Below are 15596 nucleotides of genomic sequence, written 5' to 3'. Positions count from 1 at the left end.
CTGGGGCGTCCCCAAATTGCTGCCAGCGGCCGGGAATGGAAACACCTGAGCCGACTTCAATATAGGCCGGCGGTGACGGTTTTATTGCAGCCCGGGCGCGATTTGCCGCCGGTGCAAATTTCGCGACGCATGATCGATCGGCGTCATCGCATGGCGACAAGCCGACCGAATTGTCCTACAAATCCCCGGTCGCGTTCCAGGCCTGCCCCTTGGCGGCACGCCTCTTCAACAAAATCGTGAGGATCTGACATGGAATACCGCACCCTTGGCCGTTCCGGCCTGAAGGTTTCGACACTGACGCTTGGCACAATGACCTTCGGCGGCGCCGGGCCTTTCGCCGCGGTCGGCAACAGCGATCTCGCCGAAGCAAAGCGGATGATCGACATGTGCATCGACGCCGGCATCAACCTCATCGACACCGCGAATGTCTATTCGAACGGCCTGTCGGAAGAGATCATAGGCGAAGCGCTCGGCGGCAAGCGCAAGAACGACGTGCTGATCGCGTCCAAGGCCCGGATGCGGATCGGCAAGGGCCCGAACGACGAGGGCCTGTCGCGCCATCATCTGATCCGTGAATGCGAGAGAAGCCTGAAGCGATTGAAGACCGATGTCATCGACATCTATTTCGTCCACCAGTGGGACGGCCTCACCCCGCTCGAGGAAACCGTTGCCGCGCTCGACACTTTGGTCAGCCAGGGCAAGGTGCGCTACATCGGCTGCTCCAACTATTCGGGCTGGCAGGTGATGAAGGCGCTTTCCATCAGCGACAGCCGCCACCAGCAACGCTTCGTCACCCAGCAGATCCACTATACGCTGGAAGCGCGCGAGGCCGAGTACGAACTGCTGCCGATCTCGGTCGACCAGGGGCTGGGCGTGCTGGTCTGGAGCCCGCTCGCCGGCGGCCTGCTGTCGGGTAAATACCGCCGCGACAGCCCGACCGCCCGCCAGCTCGCCGGCTGGTCCGAGCCGCCGATCCGCGACGAGGACCGGCTGTGGCGGATCGTCGATGTGCTGGTCGAGATCGGCAGGGATCGTGGTGTTTCGGCGGCACAGGTGGCGCTCGCCTGGCTGCTCGGCCGCCCTGCCGTCTCCTCGCTGGTGATCGGCGCCCGCAATGACGTCCAGCTGAAGGACAATCTCGCGGCCGCCGCCCTGGTGCTAGGCACCGAGGAACGCCAGCGTCTCGACGCCGTAAGCCGGCCGCCCCTGCTCTACCCCTACTGGCATCAGCAACTGACAGCGAAGGATCGCTTCGGCCCCGCCGATCTGGTTCTCGACCGCAGCGATATCTGATCAGCGTCAGGTCGAGAGCGAGGGCTAGCTCTCGATGAACCGCCAGAGTTCGGGATCGGGTTCGATCTGGCCGCCGAGCACGAAATATTTGTAGAGGACGAGCAGGGAGATCGCCTGCTCGTCCCGTTCATTGGAAAATTTGCGGCAGTAGGCATTGGCCGTGGCGATGATGCGCTCCGCCGCGGCCGGATGCCGTTCGAAATAATCTACCTTTTCACGGAGATTGGAGAAGTCCGGGTCGAGCGGCGCATAGTGGACTCCAGCCTCGAGCTGGCTCTCGCCAAACCATGTCTCGTAGGTCGGCGGCGGCATCAGACAGAGCGAGTTGGAGTTCATGATCCATTTGAGGTTGGTCGCCACGTCATTGCCCTCCAACGAGACGATGTAGCGATAGCGCAGGTGCTGGCTGATGCTGAGGAAGGGCTTGCTGTACGCAGCCGGTGCATTGCGCTTGTGCGAACCGACGTCGCAGAACGGCAAGTCGCGCGCGACATCCAGGAACCGTGTCCGGATCGGATTGTTGAGGTCGCCGCGCCAGACCACAGCCGGGCGTTTGTCGGTGAAGACGACGGCGTCGGTGGGCATGTGAAAATGGCGGAACTTATTGAACTTCATGACGACGGCGTTGCCGTTGTCGGCGCGGATCGGCCGGTCCTTGACGAGCGTCGGCAGCTCGGGCACGCCTTTTACGTCGCCGAACTTCAGGTCGATGAGCAGTGACGGATCGAAATAGCGGGCAAATTCCTTCAAGTCGTAATAGTACATGCTCGGTTCAAAAGGCAGCTGGTCGATACGCACGGCATCCGCGCTTGGCGTAAAAGCGTCCTGCAGCTTGTTGTAGTGATTCAGCCGTCGGCGCACGGCCTCATCCGAGAGCCTGGCCTGTTCCAGGCGGCCCGCCAACCGTCGTCGGAAGATCGCCTGGGGTGCGATATCGCGGATCACGTTTCGCGCGTAGTAAAAGACCTTTGCGGTCGTTCGTTTTATGGTGGCCATCGTTCTTTTGATCAGAGATAAACGCGATTAAACAAATGACGGCCGGGACGGTTCCCTCGGCATGATCGCATGATTGGGCCACGCAATCCAGCGCTGCCCGAACACGTGGCAGCCGGCCGAGACGAGGTGCCCGGCAACTAGCCCGTTATGTAGCGCCACACCTCGGCATCAGGTTTGATCTGGCCCGAGAGCACGAAGTATTTGTAGAGCACCAGCAGAGAGATCGCCTGTTCGGTCCGCTCGTCGTCGAATGTCCGGCAATAGGCATTCGCGGCGGCGATGATGCGCTCCGCCTTGGCCGGATTCCGCTCGAAATAGGCCACATGGTCCGCAAGGTTCGAGAAATCCGCCTCGAGCGGCACATAGTGCACATTGGCTTCGAGCTGCCGCTCCGCGAACCATGTCTCATAAGTCGGCGGTGGCATCAGGCAAAGTGACTTCGAGTTCATGATCCATTTGAGGTTGGTCGCTACATCATTGCCTTCGAGCGAGACGATGTAGCGGTAGCGCTGGTGCTGGCTGATGCTGAGAAAAGGCTTGGCGTATTCGGCCGGCGCGTTCGGCTTGTGCGAGCCGGCATCGCAGAACGGCAGGTCGCGCACTGCCTTGAGGAATCTTGTCCTGATCGGGTTGTTGAGATCGCCGCGCCAGACCACGGTCGGCAGCTTGTCGGCGAACGCAATAGCGTCAGCCGGCATCTGGAAGTGACGAAACTTGTCGAGCTTCATGATGACGGCGTTCCGGTCGTCATCGCAGATTGGCCGATCCTTGACGATAGCGGGCACCCTAGGCACGTTCCTGACGTCGCCGAATTCGAGGTCGATGAACAAATCCGGATCGAAATAGCGGGCGAATTCCTTCAGGTCGTAATAGTACATGGTCGGCGTGAACGGCAGCTTGCTGATGCGCTTGGCATTGGCGCTTGGCGCGAAACAATCCTGCAGCTTGTTGTAGTAATTCAGCCTGCGGCGTGCCGCCTCACCGGAAAGCCTCGCCCTTTCGAGCCGGCCGGCCAGCCTTGCGCGAAACAGCGTTTGCGGAGCGACATCGCGCACGACGTTTCTCGCATAATAGAAAACTCTTGCGGCGGTCCGCGAAATTGTGGCCATCGGTCACTTGATCAAAACAAACAGGCAGCTCTCAATTCATTGGCGCCCCGCATTTCCTACATCATTGTGGCGCCCATCTGGCAAGCCCCCGCATCTCTTCCAGCAAGCATCCAGCATTGTCGCTTCAGCTGTTGTGTTTGACGGCTAATGCTCCTAGGCAGGTTCAGGGCCGCAAGGCAGTGATAAAAGGAGCCGATATGGCGCGAGCACCCAACTACGATCAGGAACGCAAGGAGCGTGACCGCCAGAAAGCGGCCAAGAAGGCTGAAAAGCTGGCGGCCAAGGTTGCCGCCCGCGAACGTTCGAAGCCCGAGACCGAGACCGAGACCGAGACCGAAACCGAGGAGTAACGGCATGCGGCCCGCGAATGCGGGCCGTGCCTCAATCCGAATTGTCGGTATCAGCCTATGTCAGGCTGGCGCCTTGTCACTGATGAAAACATCCACCTCCCGCGCCGCGGCGATGAAAGCGCGTCGGGCATTCATCGCCGGCTTGTCGCCGGCGAGTGCGTCGTGGCAGGCCTGCAGCGCCGCACGATGCTTGGCGCTGCGCTTGCCGGGCCAGCTGTTGAGCAGGTAATCGGAAGCTTCCCTTGCCGAACGCAAGAGCTGAGTGCTTCCCGCCGTGACGGACTTGACGGTCACGGGTGTTTCAAACCGATTGTTTTCCATTGCCGCTCTTACGCCATCGGCTTGCTTGAAGCGAGGCCGAAAGTGCGCTTCGCGTCAGATGCGGCCTGTTTTCCGGCGAATGCTGCCCTGCATCGACCGCACTAGGCGGCGACGACGGCAAATCCCCTGGCGCGAAGGCCACGTCGGTCGTTGGCAAGCGACGTCACCAACCGGTTACGGCTGCCGACGATGTGGGCCGACAGCAGCCGCGTGGCTTCATCGGCCTGGCCAAGGCGTGTCGCGGCAAGGATGGCGCGATGTTCGAGCCAGGCACGGCCAAGGGCCGTTTCGTCACGCACTTCCAGCCAGCGGGCGCGCGACAGCCGCGTCATGGCGTCACGAACCGCCCGGAACAGGAATTCGTTGCCGGAGAGCCGCGCCAGCTCGATGTGAAAATCCATGCCGACACGATGCCATTCCTCGCGCGGGGTATTTTCGTCGCAGGAATCGAGCATCGCCTCGATGACATCGATCGCGCTCTTGTCGGCTTGCCCGCACGTCAGCCGCAGCGCGGCGACCTCGACCGCCTCGCGATAGACCGCGATCTGCTCGAGCTCGGCCAGGTTGATGGGCGAGACCGTCCAGCCGCGCCCGTCCCTGCCGACCAGGCCCTCGGTCTCCAGCCGCAGAAGTGCCGCCCTGACCGGCGTGCGCGAGGCGCCGAAACGGCCTTCGATCCAGCGTTCGGTCAGCCGCTCTCCCGGCCCGACCTCGAGAGCCAGGATCATCTCGCGAAGCTGCCGTTCGACATTCTGCATCTGCGACATCGCGCGTCCTTTCCGAAGCCGCATTGACAGCGGCGGGCTTGAAGTTCATGACGGATACCAGATTGGTATCCCAAAATGGTATCCGCAACAAGCGCCGACACCGGGCAGGCAGGACATGACACAGGAAGACACGCGGCAGAGCGGCTACAACATTCACTGGCGGCGCAATCTTGCCGTCTGTTTCGCGGGCTCGTTCAGCACGCTCATCGCCATGACCCTGCTCTTGCCGTTCCTGCCACTCTATGTCGAACAGCTCGGCGCACAGGGTCATGCGGCCATCGTGCAGTGGTCCGGCATCGCCTATGGGGCCACCTTCTTCGCCGCGGCAATGGTCGCGCCGCTGTGGGGACGCCTGGGCGACCGCTACGGCCGCAAGGTGATGCTGGTCCGCGCCTCCTTCGGCATGGCGATCTGCATGTCGCTGACGGGCATGGTCGAGACGGTCTGGCAATTGGTTCTGCTGCGCCTGCTGATCGGCTTCGCCGGCGGCTATTCCTCGGGTTCAACCATATTGGTGGCCATGCAGACGCCGAAGGAGCGCTCCGGCTGGGCGCTTGGCGTCCTGTCGGCGGGTATCACGGCGGGCTCGCTGGTCGGCCCGCTGCTCGGCGGCGTGCTGCCGCCGGTAATCGGCATTCGCGCCACCTTCCTGTTGTCGGGCGGCGTGATCTTCCTCGCCTTCCTGGCGACGACGTTCCTCATCAAGGAGAGCCCGCGCCCAAGGCCGGCCGAGGCCGCGCCGGCGGCAAAGCCGAAAAGCGGCTGGTCTCAGATCCCGGACAAGCGCCCGGTCGTGGCCATGCTGACCACCGGCATGCTGCTCGCCTTCGCCACAATGTCGATCGAGCCGATCATCACCGTCTATGTGCAGCAGCTCATCGAGGACCAGGGCCGGGTGACGCTCGTCGCCGGCGTTGTGATGTCGGCGGCCGCGCTCGGCACCATCCTGTCGGCATCCTGGCTCGGGAAGCTCGCGGACCGGATCGGACACTGGAACGTTGTCGTGGGAGCGCTGGCCGTCTCGGCGCTGCTGCTCATCCCGCAGGCTTTTGTCACCAACAGCTGGCAGCTTATCGGCCTGCGTTTCCTGATGGGCCTGGCGTTGGGCGGTCTCCTGCCCTGCATCACCAGTGTCATCAGGCACAATATCCCCGACGGCGTTGGCGGCAACGTGCTTGGCCTGGCGATCTCGGCGCAGTATGTCGGGCAGGTCGCGGGACCGCTGGCCGGCGGTTTTGTCGGCGGCCATTTCGGCATGCCGTCGGTGTTTCTCGGCACATCGGTGCTGATGGCCCTCGGTGCCGTCTACAACTGGATTGTCCAGTCGCGGCGGACGCGGCATATGGCGCTGGAAGCGGGCAAGCCCTGACGCTTGGCCGACCTGCAAAAAGAAGGAGCACGCCGACCATGAACCTCGCCGATCCAAACGGCAGCCGCCTCCTCGTGCTTGCCGGCGGCCTCGTCGGCGCCGCGGGCGTGGCGCTGTCGGCAGCGGCGGCGCACCGTGGCGGCGCCTTCACCGGCACGGCCGCCTCGTTCCTTCTGATGCATGCGCCGGTGTTTCTCGCCATTGGCCTTGTCGGCGCGAACCGCTGGCTGCGAATGGCCAGCCTGGTCCTGCTCGTCGGTCTCGTGCTTTTCGCGGGCGATCTTCTCGCCCGCGATTTCCTGGGATCGAGACTGTTTCCGATGTCGGCGCCAATCGGCGGCACCTTGCTCATCGTCGGCTGGCTGGCAATAGCAATTTCTGCCCTGGCTCGCCCACGTTCCTGAGATTCAAGCCAGCAGGATCAGCGCCGACGTTCGGGTCGGATCAGCAGATCACGATTGCGCGCGGCCGGCCTCTTCAGACATCTGGACTCTGGCCGCTCGGCGGCGGGCGAGATACCCCAGTAGTTGCGGTAAATGTCTTCGAACAGATGCTGGATGGGGTGCATGTTTTTCTCCTTCCAATTGAATCGATCCAATCGCAAGCACAAAAAGGGCAATGCCGATCAGCTCCGCTTGCGCCCTACGAGGAAGCGCAAGTCGCGAATCCACGGACTGGTTCTGTCGCGGCGCTTCTGGCTGTTTGTCGCCGACCCGATATTCCAGTCGTTGCGGTAGATGTCTTCGAACAGATAGTTGATGGGATGCATCATTCCCTCCGAGGTCAATCAACAGGCTAAATCCGCCAATTTGGATCGATTCAAAGATAGGCCTTTCATTGGCGACGGTCAAGCAAAATTTGAATCGATCCAACGAAAGTGCTAGATGCGGCCCAAGAACGTGCTAAATGCATGTCAGGAGACCCGCGCAAATGGCGTCACTTACCGCAGGCAATCGACGACCCGTCCGGCTGGCCGATATCGCCAAGGCCGCCGGGGTTTCGCACGGCACCGCGTCCAATGTATTCAGCCGGCCCGAGATCGTGCGCGAGGAAGTTCGCGAACGGGTTCGCGCAGCCGCCGAGGCCATGGGGTATGGCGGCCCCGATCCAAAGGGCCGGCTGCTGCGGGCCGGCAAGGTCAACGCCATTGGCGTTGCCACCGCAGAGCCCCTCTCCTACTTCTTCGACGATCCGTTTGCGCGCGTCATGATGGCGGGCATCTCACAGGCTTGCGATGCAACCGGAGCCGGCATCTCACTGGTCTCGGCCGCCAACAACGAACAGCTTGCCTGGAACATCCAGAGCGCGCTGGTCGACGGCTTCATCGTCTTCTGCATCGAGGGCGGTTCGCGCCTGGTGGAACTGGCACGCGAGCGCAAGCTGCCCTTCGTCGCGCTCGACCTCGATTCCGAGGACGGGTCGGTCGCCGCGATCGGTGTCGACAACATCGCCGGCGCCGGCATGGCGGCCCGCCATCTCACCGATCTTGGACATCGCCGCTTCGCCGTCCTTGCGCTGCCCTTCGCCGACGACAGGACGGGCATTGTTTCGGCCGAACAGGTACGGGCCGCTACCTATGCAGGGACGCGCAACCGCCTCACGGGCTATCTCCGGGAGCTTTCGCGGGTTGGCGTCGATATATCCAAAGTGCCCGTCTACGAGACCGCCAACGACGTGGCGAGCACGAAGGCGGGGCTCGAAACCATCTTCGCCTCCGACGCGCCGCCCACCGCCATCCTTGCCATGTCGGACAGAATGGCCCTGGTGGCGCTCGAATGGCTGAGCGCACGCGGGCTCAACGTGCCCGACGATGTTTCCGTCGTCGGGTTCGACGATGTTCCGGAAGCAGCGGTGTCCAAGCCGCCATTGACCACGATCGCCCAGCCGATTGCCGAGATAGGCCGCCTTGCCGTCAGGGCGATCCTGGAGAGCGATGGGCCGGTCAGCAGGCATCAACTGCCGGTCGAACTGATCGTGCGGGGCTCGTCGGGTCCGCCCCGCGCTTGAACCGCCGCCGAACCGCCTATCGGTTGGCTCTTGCCATGGCGGAGAGGCCCAAAGGCGCACGGACCGGCGCGGGATCCTTTTGGGCCGTGCGGGCCTTGGCCGAGCCGCCGATGGTCGACAGCCATTCGAGATAGAAGGCGAGCGCGAACTGCATGGCGATGCCGGCCGATATCAGCAGGCTGTCATAGACGAACCCGCCTGGATTGATCAGCTTCATCACCTGAGCGACCATTGCGATCACCGTGCCGGCGATGAAGACCGGCAGCGATCGTTTGCCCAGTATCGCCAGCGGATGATCAGGGCTGGTGCGGAACAGGCTGGAGAGCGCCGGCAGAGCGACGACGAGGTAGCTGACCGCCAGGATGTGCAGCAGCCGCGGCAGCGACAGGAAGGTCTTGTCGAAGCCGCCGATCACCACCGGCAGGTTGAACCAGGTTATCTGCCCCCAGAGCGGGCTGTGCACCCAGACCAGCGCCGCCAGCACATAGGCGGCGGCCGCGCCGACCAGCCAGCGGTTGACCGGAATGACACCGCCGCGCCTGACATGCAGCATGGCGACAAGGCCGATGTTGAACAGGAACTGCCAGGACAGCGGGTTGAGGAACCAGAAACCGGGCTCGGGATAATTGGGCGGCGCGATCTGCCAGATTCCTGCAACGAGCCACAACGTGCCGGATGCGACAAGGGCCGCGACGGGCCGGTAGCTGACGAACAGGACAAAGGCCGGCGCCATCAAAAGCAGCGCCGCATAGACCGGCAGGATGTTGTTGTAGCCGAGCTGGTGGCCGAGCGTGACGATGCCGACCAGCACTTGCGGCGGGTTCTTCATCAGCGGCTCGATGTTGATCAGCTTCACCAGTTCCGGCCGCTTGGCAAACACCGCCACGGCGCAGAACAGGGCCATCACCACCATCGTCGTGACGATATGGGCGACATAGAGCACGCCCGCCCGCCGCCACATCTTCAAGGTCGCGAGAAGCCGGCCACCCGGGCGGAACTTCGTGCCGTAGGCGAGCGCGACCGAGATGCCGGAAATCAGCACGAATGCCTCGGCCGCGTCCGAGAAACCGAAATTCTTGTAGGTCAGCGCCTCGAAAGCCGTGCCCGGCACATGGTCGATGAAGATCGTGAGCAGGGCCAGCGCGCGCAGTACATCGATACGCGTGTCGCGTTCGGGGATACGCAAATTGCGATCCGGCAAAACAGGGGTAGTCATCGACAAAAGGCCTCAAAGCTGGTTGTTCATGTCCAGCAATGCGACCCCCGACGCACCGCTTCGATTCCTCCCACCGGAGTGTATCGGCGCAGAAACGGGCTGGAATGCGCCTGGTTCGATCAACTTTCGCGGAGCATGAAAATATTGCGTTTTGAAGCCGGCAAATTGAGCGGAACCTCATATAATCAAAGGGATGCGAGATGACCGGCGACAATGTCGACAGCGGCCCGCTAACGCTGGATCTGACCTTTCCGTATCGCCTCCTCCGCCCCGGCGAAAAGAGCCGTGAATGCCTGTTCCTGCTGCATGGATCGGGCGTCGGCGAGACAAGCATGGTGGCGCTGGCGAGACGCTTGGCGCCCGATGCCGTCCTGATCGCGGTGCGTGGCCGTGTCCCCCAGGAGGACGGTTTTCGCTGGTTCGAGCGAATCACGCCGACCACTTTCGACCAGGAAAGCATCCATTTCGAAACCACCGCCTTCGCGGCCTTCGCAAACGAAGCCGTCGCGCGCCATGGGCTTGATCTCGATCACGCGACATTCCTTGGCTATTCGAACGGCGCCAATCTGGTTTCGAGCCTGATGCTGCTCCATCCCGGCATCGTCCGCAGCGCTGCGCTGTTGAGGCCGATGCCCGTGCTCGACGAGGTCCCGGCGACGGACCTTGCGGGAACGCGAACGCTGATCATTGCCGGAGCCGCCGACGAGACCTACGGGTCTTTCGCGCCGGCGCTGGTGACGCTGCTCAGCCGGCACGGCACCGAGATCGACGCCCGGATTGTTCCATCGGGCCACGAAATCGGCGAGCCGGACGCCGCGATCGTCGGGCGATGGCTGCCGGGATCGGCGTGGACGCGCGCGCCATCGCGATAGGCAATCAGGGCAGGCGGTGCTGCCGATGCCATCAGCCGACGTGATGCTGGCTTTGCTCGCCCAGATGGCGGGAGCCTACCCCCTCCCCATCCGGTTCCAGGCATCCAGCCCGGCGATCTTGTAGGCCTCGGCCAGCGTTGGGTAGTTGAAGGTGTTGTTGACGAAGAAGTCGACCGTGCCGCCGAGATTGATCACCGCCTGGCCGATGTGAATGAGTTCGGTGGCGCCCTCGCCGACGATGTGCGCGCCGAGCAGGCGCCGCGTCTCGATCGAGAACAGCAGCTTCAGGAAGCCGGTGTTGACGCCCATGATGTGGCCGCGCGATGTCTCGCGAAAGCGCGCGACGCCGACCTCATAGGCGGCGCCGCTCTCGCGCACTTGCTCCTCGGACTGGCCGACGGTGGAAATCTCCGGCACCGCGTAGATGCCATAGGGGAACGTCTCCGGCGGCGGCGGCAATGACACGCCGAAGGCATGACAGGCAGCCACCCGGCCCTGCTCCATCGAGGTGGAGGCAAGGCTCGGAAAGCCGATGACGTCGCCGGCGGCGTAGATATTGGGCACGCTGGTCTGAAACGTCTGCGGATCGACCTTGATGCGGCCCCTGGAGTCGGCCTCGATGCCGACCACGTCGAGGCCAAGGCTGCCGACATTGCCGGTGCGGCCGGCGGCATAGAGCACGACCTCGGAGCGGATGGTGCGGCCATCGGCCAGCTCCACCTCGGCGGCTTCCGGCTTGGAGCGGATTTCCTTGACCGCGCTGCCCAGCCTTATGGTCATGCCACGGTCGCGCATCTGGTGGATGAAATCGTCGACGATCTCGCGGTCGACAAAATCGAGGATGGAGTTGCGCGGCTCGACCAGCGTCACCGGTACGTCGAGCGCGGAAAAGATCGTGGCGTATTCGACGCCGATGACGCCGGCGCCGATCACCGTCAGCGTGCGCGGCAGCCGGTCGAGTTCGAGCATCTCGTCGCTGTCGAAGACACGGGTCTTGTCGAAGGGCACGTCGCGCGGCCGATGCGGCCTGGTGCCGACGGCGATCAGCGCATTGGCGAAGCCGACTTCGCTATAGTCGCCATTGTCCGATGTCAGGCTGACCTTGTTGGGGCCGAGAAATTTTACCGCCGCGCGCGCACTTTTGACCGTGTTGCGCATGAACTGGTGTTGCAGCACCTCGACCTCGTGGTCGAGCGTCTTGTGCAGGCGCTCGATCAGGTCGCCGACCGAGATGTCCTGCTTGACCCGGTAGCCGCGTCCATAGAAGCCGCGCTCGCGCCAGCCCGAGAGATTGAGCACCGTTTCGCGCAGCGTTTTCGAGGGAATGGTGCCGGTGTGCACCGAGACGCCGCCAAGACGCCGGCCGCGGTCGACCACCAGCACCGATTTGCCGAGTTTGGCCGATTGCACCGCCGCGCGGCGGCCCGAGGGGCCGCTGCCGATGACCAGCATGTCGTAATCCATATGTCCCCGTCCCTCGGCGCCCATTTTGTTGCGCCGCAACAAGCTAACGCCATCCGCGCCGCGAATTCAACCGATTCGGACTGTCGGCCGTCTGGCTCCGCCGTGCGAGCCGGCGAATGGCCCAATCTTGATTCTGCGGCGAGCCTTCACCATTTCATCATCGAGCGGTCCGCACCCTATGTCGGACCCTGTTACGAGGAAATGACATGAACGCTCGCGTTCTCGACGGCGAAATCATCAACACCCGGCTCGACGATGTCAGGGCTTATGAAGGCGTGCGCACAAGGCGCATCCTGGCCTTCGTGCTCGACTATATCATGGTTGCCCTGCTCACCATTCCGTTCGCCATCCTGGTGTTCTTCCTCGGGCTTTTGACCCTCGGTCTTGGCTGGATGCTGTTCGGCGTCCTGGTGCCGGCAGTCGCCATCCTCTACATCTGGAACACGCTGGGCAGCGCCGACCAGGCCACCACGGGCATGAAGATGATGGGCATCCGCCTCGATCGTCTCGACGGCAGGCCGATCGACGGCCTCACCGCGGTCGTCCATTCCGTATTGTTCTGGGCCGGCAACGTCATCCTGTCGCCGCTGGTCCTGCTGGTGACGCTATTCTCGGACCGCAAGCGCACGCTGCACGATCTTTTGCTCGGCACCGTGGTCAGCCGCACCGGCCGCTAAAAACCGGCCCTCAAGAGAAGTCGCAGCCCCTTGAGCGCAAATGTGAAGGTGTTCAGGCAACCACACCTTCACAATCCTGTTGAATTTTTCGCCGCCCGAGCCAAAGGTAGAGCGATTCGAAGGAGTGTTTCCAAGGCTCGATGACGCAGCATCCGACCCAGTCGCCGCAGTTCTTCCTGACCGCGCCGTCGCCGTGCCCCTACCTCGACGGCCAGTTCGAGCGGAAGGTGTTCACACATCTGGTCGGCGACAAGGCCTCGGAAATGAACGACCTGCTTACGCAAGGCGGCTTCCGGCGCTCGCAGAACATCGCCTACAGGCCAGCCTGCGAAACCTGCCGCGCCTGTGTATCCGTGCGCATCCTGGCCCAGGAGTTCACCGCCAGCCGCAACATGAAGCGCGTGCTGCAGCACAATTCCGATCTCGTCGGCGCGATGCACAATGCCGAGCCCTCAACCGAACAATATTCGCTGTTTCGCGGCTATCTCGATGCCCGCCACCGCCGCGGCGGCATGTCCGACATGACAGTGCTCGACTACGCCATGATGGTCGAGGATACGCATGTCGACACCAAGGTGATCGAATACCGGCGGCGCGGGCCCGATACCTTCATCACCGGCAAGGGTCAGGGCGAACTCATCGCGGTGGCGCTCACCGACAAGATGGCCGACGGCCTGTCGATGGTCTATTCCTATTTCAATCCCGATTTCGAAAGCCGCTCACTCGGCACGTTCATGATCCTCGACCATATCGCCCGTGCCAAGGCGATGGGACTGCCCCATGTCTACCTTGGCTACTGGGTCAATGGTTCGCGCAAGATGAACTATAAGATGCGCTTCATGCCGCAGGAGCATCTCGGCCCGAAAGGCTGGGAGCGCTATACAAACGAAGCGGTCTGACGCTGAGTTTTCCCACGATCCACGCTTAAACTGTTTCAAGGCAGGGGATGCTGGTCTTTCAGCCGCTCGGTTGGAGAGAGTGCGCGCTTGCGCCGATCGGCCACCGCCTGCAATTCAATTGCGAAAGTTCCTGCATGTCCTCTCACCACGATCACCAGAAGGGCCTTTTGATAACCGCCATCGGCGGACTGATACTGACTGTCGACATACCGTTGATCCGCCTTGCGGATGGCGGCGCGTGGACGATCCTTTTGCTGCGCACCGGAACCACTTTCATCGCCGCGATGATCATCTGGTCGGTCTGGCGCGCGCTGAGCCGCAATGCACCGCCGCTCATCCCCGGTTGGGACGGGCTGATCGTGGCGATATGCTATGGGCTGACCTCGATCACCTTCGTCACCGCGGTCTACCACACCTCGACCGCCGATCTGGTGTTCATCCTCGCCTTCAACACCGTGTTCGCGGCGCTTCTGTCGTGGATATTCCTGCGGGAAGAACCGCGGACGGTGACCATCGTGGCCATGCTGGTGATGATCCTCGGCGTGCTGGTCATCGTCGGCGGTTCGGTCGGCACCGGCAAGCTGTTCGGCGACTTCATGGCGCTCTGCTCGGCCTTCTTCATCGCGGTCGCCATCACCATCTCGCGCGCCAGCGGCAAGGATATGGGATTCACCTCGCTCATCGGCGTCCTTCTGCCGCTTGGGCTGGCCGCCTTCATGGTGACAGGCGAAGGCTTCCACGTGAACGCGCCATGGTGGATCATCTTCAACGGCGCCGTCATCATGCCGATCTCGTTCTTCTGCCTCGCCGCCGGGCCGAAGTACATTTCAGGACCGGAAGTGGCGATGTTCTACCTGCTCGAAACGGTGCTGGCGCCGATCTGGGTGTGGATGATCTTCGCCGAGACGCCGACCCGCAACAGCCTGATCGGCGGCGGCATACTGATCGTCACGCTGGTCGCCCATTCGCTCTGGCAGCTGCATGATGGACGTAAGCGTCGCGGCGACCTTGCGGTGCATCATCCGGCGTAGGGTTCGAGGTCAGGCGCTGGCTTTCTTCGCGGCGCCTGGTTCGGGCAGGACCTCGATCCGCCGACCGGCCTCGATCTCGGCGGCCGATCCGGCCGCCGTCTCATCGGCCAGTTCCACCTCGCGCAGCCACTCGCGCCAGATCGCGACCAGCAGCGCCATCAGGACCGGACCGATGAACAGGCCGAGAAAACCCATGGTCTTGACGCCGCCGATCAGGCCGAAAAAGGTCGGCAGGAAGGGCAGTTTTATCGGTCCGCCGACGAGCTTCGGCCGCAAGGTCTTGTCGACAATGAACAGCTCGACCGTCCCCCATATGAACAGCGCCAGGCCGGCCATCGGCGAGCCGCTGGCCGCGAGGTAGATCGACACCAGCGTGAAGGACAGCGGCGCCCCGCCGGGGATGAGCGCCATCACGCCGGTCAGCGCGCCCAGCGTCACAGGTGACGGCACCCCGGCCAGCCAGTAGGCGACACCCAGCACCAGGCCCTCGCCGATGGCAATCACGGTCATGCCGGTCACGGTCGAGGAAATGGTCGCCGGCACGACGCGCGAGATCCGCTCCCAGCGGGTCGGCAGGATGCGTTCGCCGAGGCGGTCGATCTGGCCGGCGAAATTCTCGCCATCACGATAGGCGAAAAACAGGGCGATCATCATGAACAGCAGCGTCAGAAAGAGGCTGAAAGCGCTGCCGCCGGCGGCGAGCGCGCCTCGGTAGATGCTGCCGATATTCGCGCCGCTGACCAGCTGGATCAGTTCGCCGATGCCGCCGGGATGGCCGAGATTGGTCGTCCACTGCTCGTTGAGCCACTCACCCACGACAGGCATGGTGGCGATCCAGTGCGGCGTCACCGCACCGTGGCGGTTGGTCTCGATCGCCCAGCCGACCCATTCGCGCACCTCGTTGATGGCATAGGTGCCGGCGAGCGCGATCGGTATGACCAGGAAGGCGAGGATGAACAGGATGGCAAATGTGGCGGCGATGGTGCGGTTGCCGCCAACGCCGACCAGCAGGCGACGGTAGAGCGGCCAGCTGGCGAAGGCGATGACGAGCGCCGCCAGCACCGGGAACAGGAAACCGTGGAAGAAATAGACGCCGGCGGCGACGATCAGCACCAACAACCAGCGCGCCGCCGACAGCGGCGGGATGACAGCCGAACGGAGCGGCGTCGACAGCCCGAACAGGCGCTGCTGCCGTTCCGGTTTCTGGATCTTTGCTTCCTTCAAA

The 15596-nt window shown here is 63.1% G+C and carries 18 protein-coding genes; 9 read left to right on the top strand and 9 right to left on the bottom strand.

What is annotated here, in order from left to right:
- Positions 1–249: 249 nt before the first annotated feature.
- Complete coding sequence (locus EN824_RS10790; RefSeq protein WP_135864011.1) at positions 250–1293, top strand: aldo/keto reductase; 1044 nt, start codon at positions 250–252, stop codon at positions 1291–1293.
- A 24-nt stretch (positions 1294–1317) separates the two neighbouring features.
- Here EN824_RS10790 and EN824_RS10785 read toward each other — a convergent pair whose 3' ends face one another.
- Both EN824_RS10785 and EN824_RS10780 read right to left on the bottom strand, forming a co-directional pair.
- On the bottom strand, positions 1318–2289 hold the full coding sequence (locus tag EN824_RS10785) for a glycosyl transferase family 90 (protein ID WP_135864009.1): 972 nt from the start codon (positions 2287–2289) through the stop codon (positions 1318–1320).
- Positions 2290–2426: 137 nt separating this feature from the next.
- On the bottom strand, positions 2427–3398 hold the full coding sequence (locus EN824_RS10780) for a glycosyl transferase family 90 (protein WP_135864007.1): 972 nt from the start codon (positions 3396–3398) through the stop codon (positions 2427–2429).
- Positions 3399–3595: 197 nt separating this feature from the next.
- Here EN824_RS10780 and EN824_RS10775 point away from each other — a divergent pair, with 197 nt between their 5' ends.
- The gene (locus EN824_RS10775; protein ID WP_135864005.1) at positions 3596–3748 is read left to right on the top strand and encodes a hypothetical protein; all 153 of its coding nucleotides are present in this window, start codon (positions 3596–3598) and stop codon (positions 3746–3748) included.
- Positions 3749–3808: 60 nt separating this feature from the next.
- On the opposite strand, the gene EN824_RS10770 is transcribed toward EN824_RS10775, so the two are convergent.
- Positions 3809–4069: a DUF982 domain-containing protein gene (locus EN824_RS10770; protein ID WP_027146689.1), complete on the bottom strand. Its 261-nt coding sequence runs from the start codon at positions 4067–4069 to the stop codon at positions 3809–3811.
- Between the two features lie 101 nt (positions 4070–4170).
- A complete protein-coding gene (locus EN824_RS10765) occupies positions 4171–4836 on the bottom strand; it encodes a GntR family transcriptional regulator (protein WP_135864003.1) in 666 nt (221 codons plus the stop codon).
- A gap of 115 nt (positions 4837–4951) precedes the next feature.
- On the opposite strand from EN824_RS10765, the gene EN824_RS10760 reads away from it, so the two are divergent.
- Positions 4952–6205, top strand: coding sequence for an MFS transporter (locus EN824_RS10760; RefSeq protein ID WP_135864001.1), 1254 nt, complete (start codon positions 4952–4954; stop codon positions 6203–6205).
- A 38-nt stretch (positions 6206–6243) separates the two neighbouring features.
- The gene (locus EN824_RS10755; protein ID WP_135863999.1) at positions 6244–6609 is read left to right on the top strand and encodes a DUF423 domain-containing protein; all 366 of its coding nucleotides are present in this window, start codon (positions 6244–6246) and stop codon (positions 6607–6609) included.
- Positions 6610–6626: 17 nt separating this feature from the next.
- Here EN824_RS10755 and EN824_RS35180 read toward each other — a convergent pair whose 3' ends face one another.
- On the bottom strand, positions 6627–6773 hold the full coding sequence (locus tag EN824_RS35180; protein ID WP_189343629.1) for a hypothetical protein: 147 nt from the start codon (positions 6771–6773) through the stop codon (positions 6627–6629).
- Positions 6774–6830: 57 nt separating this feature from the next.
- The gene (locus EN824_RS35175) at positions 6831–6974 is read right to left on the bottom strand and encodes a hypothetical protein (protein WP_189343628.1); all 144 of its coding nucleotides are present in this window, start codon (positions 6972–6974) and stop codon (positions 6831–6833) included.
- Positions 6975–7135: 161 nt separating this feature from the next.
- On the opposite strand from EN824_RS35175, the gene EN824_RS10750 reads away from it, so the two are divergent.
- On the top strand, positions 7136–8212 hold the full coding sequence (locus EN824_RS10750; RefSeq protein ID WP_135863997.1) for a substrate-binding domain-containing protein: 1077 nt from the start codon (positions 7136–7138) through the stop codon (positions 8210–8212).
- A gap of 16 nt (positions 8213–8228) precedes the next feature.
- Here the strand turns inward: EN824_RS10750 and EN824_RS10745 are convergent, their stop codons facing one another.
- A complete protein-coding gene (locus tag EN824_RS10745) occupies positions 8229–9428 on the bottom strand; it encodes an OpgC family protein (RefSeq protein ID WP_135863994.1) in 1200 nt (399 codons plus the stop codon).
- Between the two features lie 200 nt (positions 9429–9628).
- On the opposite strand from EN824_RS10745, the gene EN824_RS10740 reads away from it, so the two are divergent.
- On the top strand, positions 9629–10300 hold the full coding sequence (locus EN824_RS10740; RefSeq protein ID WP_135863992.1) for an alpha/beta hydrolase: 672 nt from the start codon (positions 9629–9631) through the stop codon (positions 10298–10300).
- Positions 10301–10375: 75 nt separating this feature from the next.
- Here the strand turns inward: EN824_RS10740 and sthA are convergent, their stop codons facing one another.
- Positions 10376–11764, bottom strand: a complete 1389-nt coding sequence (sthA, locus tag EN824_RS10735) for a Si-specific NAD(P)(+) transhydrogenase (protein ID WP_127869649.1) — start codon at positions 11762–11764, stop codon at positions 10376–10378.
- Between the two features lie 206 nt (positions 11765–11970).
- On the opposite strand from sthA, the gene EN824_RS10730 reads away from it, so the two are divergent.
- The 3 genes from EN824_RS10730 to EN824_RS10720 all read left to right on the top strand — a co-directional run bounded on the left by EN824_RS10730 (position 11971) and on the right by EN824_RS10720 (position 14371).
- Positions 11971–12441, top strand: a complete 471-nt coding sequence (locus tag EN824_RS10730; RefSeq protein ID WP_127280407.1) for an RDD family protein — start codon at positions 11971–11973, stop codon at positions 12439–12441.
- Positions 12442–12581: 140 nt separating this feature from the next.
- Positions 12582–13340, top strand: a complete 759-nt coding sequence (locus EN824_RS10725; RefSeq protein ID WP_015318275.1) for an arginyltransferase — start codon at positions 12582–12584, stop codon at positions 13338–13340.
- Between the two features lie 134 nt (positions 13341–13474).
- Complete coding sequence (locus tag EN824_RS10720) at positions 13475–14371, top strand: DMT family transporter (RefSeq protein WP_135932231.1); 897 nt, start codon at positions 13475–13477, stop codon at positions 14369–14371.
- A gap of 9 nt (positions 14372–14380) precedes the next feature.
- On the opposite strand, the gene EN824_RS10715 is transcribed toward EN824_RS10720, so the two are convergent.
- Positions 14381–15595, bottom strand: a complete 1215-nt coding sequence (locus EN824_RS10715; RefSeq protein ID WP_127869651.1) for an AI-2E family transporter — start codon at positions 15593–15595, stop codon at positions 14381–14383.
- Between the last annotated feature and the right edge of the window lies 1 nt (position 15596).

The organism is Mesorhizobium sp. M8A.F.Ca.ET.181.01.1.1 (genome assembly GCF_004792025.1).
In the GTDB taxonomy this organism is placed as follows: domain Bacteria; phylum Pseudomonadota; class Alphaproteobacteria; order Rhizobiales; family Rhizobiaceae; genus Mesorhizobium.
Note: the sequence above shows the minus strand (reverse complement) of the source record. Positions and strands in the feature narration are given on the sequence as shown.

Bases quoted from the DNA above. Each gene is read 5' to 3' on its own strand.
- EN824_RS10790 (WP_135864011.1), top strand. From the start codon at position 250: ATGGAATACCGCACCCTTGGCCGTTCCGGCCTGAAGGTTTCGACACTG.
- EN824_RS10785 (WP_135864009.1), bottom strand. From the start codon at position 2,289: ATGGCCACCATAAAACGAACGACCGCAAAGGTCTTTTACTACGCGCGA.
- EN824_RS10780 (WP_135864007.1), bottom strand. From the start codon at position 3,398: ATGGCCACAATTTCGCGGACCGCCGCAAGAGTTTTCTATTATGCGAGA.
- EN824_RS10775 (WP_135864005.1), top strand. From the start codon at position 3,596: ATGGCGCGAGCACCCAACTACGATCAGGAACGCAAGGAGCGTGACCGC.
- EN824_RS10770 (WP_027146689.1), bottom strand. From the start codon at position 4,069: ATGGAAAACAATCGGTTTGAAACACCCGTGACCGTCAAGTCCGTCACG.
- EN824_RS10765 (WP_135864003.1), bottom strand. From the start codon at position 4,836: ATGTCGCAGATGCAGAATGTCGAACGGCAGCTTCGCGAGATGATCCTG.
- EN824_RS10760 (WP_135864001.1), top strand. From the start codon at position 4,952: ATGACACAGGAAGACACGCGGCAGAGCGGCTACAACATTCACTGGCGG.
- EN824_RS10755 (WP_135863999.1), top strand. From the start codon at position 6,244: ATGAACCTCGCCGATCCAAACGGCAGCCGCCTCCTCGTGCTTGCCGGC.
- EN824_RS35180 (WP_189343629.1), bottom strand. From the start codon at position 6,773: ATGCACCCCATCCAGCATCTGTTCGAAGACATTTACCGCAACTACTGG.
- EN824_RS35175 (WP_189343628.1), bottom strand. From the start codon at position 6,974: ATGCATCCCATCAACTATCTGTTCGAAGACATCTACCGCAACGACTGG.
- EN824_RS10750 (WP_135863997.1), top strand. From the start codon at position 7,136: ATGGCGTCACTTACCGCAGGCAATCGACGACCCGTCCGGCTGGCCGAT.
- EN824_RS10745 (WP_135863994.1), bottom strand. From the start codon at position 9,428: ATGACTACCCCTGTTTTGCCGGATCGCAATTTGCGTATCCCCGAACGC.
- EN824_RS10740 (WP_135863992.1), top strand. From the start codon at position 9,629: ATGACCGGCGACAATGTCGACAGCGGCCCGCTAACGCTGGATCTGACC.
- sthA (WP_127869649.1), bottom strand. From the start codon at position 11,764: ATGGATTACGACATGCTGGTCATCGGCAGCGGCCCCTCGGGCCGCCGC.
- EN824_RS10730 (WP_127280407.1), top strand. From the start codon at position 11,971: ATGAACGCTCGCGTTCTCGACGGCGAAATCATCAACACCCGGCTCGAC.
- EN824_RS10725 (WP_015318275.1), top strand. From the start codon at position 12,582: ATGACGCAGCATCCGACCCAGTCGCCGCAGTTCTTCCTGACCGCGCCG.
- EN824_RS10720 (WP_135932231.1), top strand. From the start codon at position 13,475: ATGTCCTCTCACCACGATCACCAGAAGGGCCTTTTGATAACCGCCATC.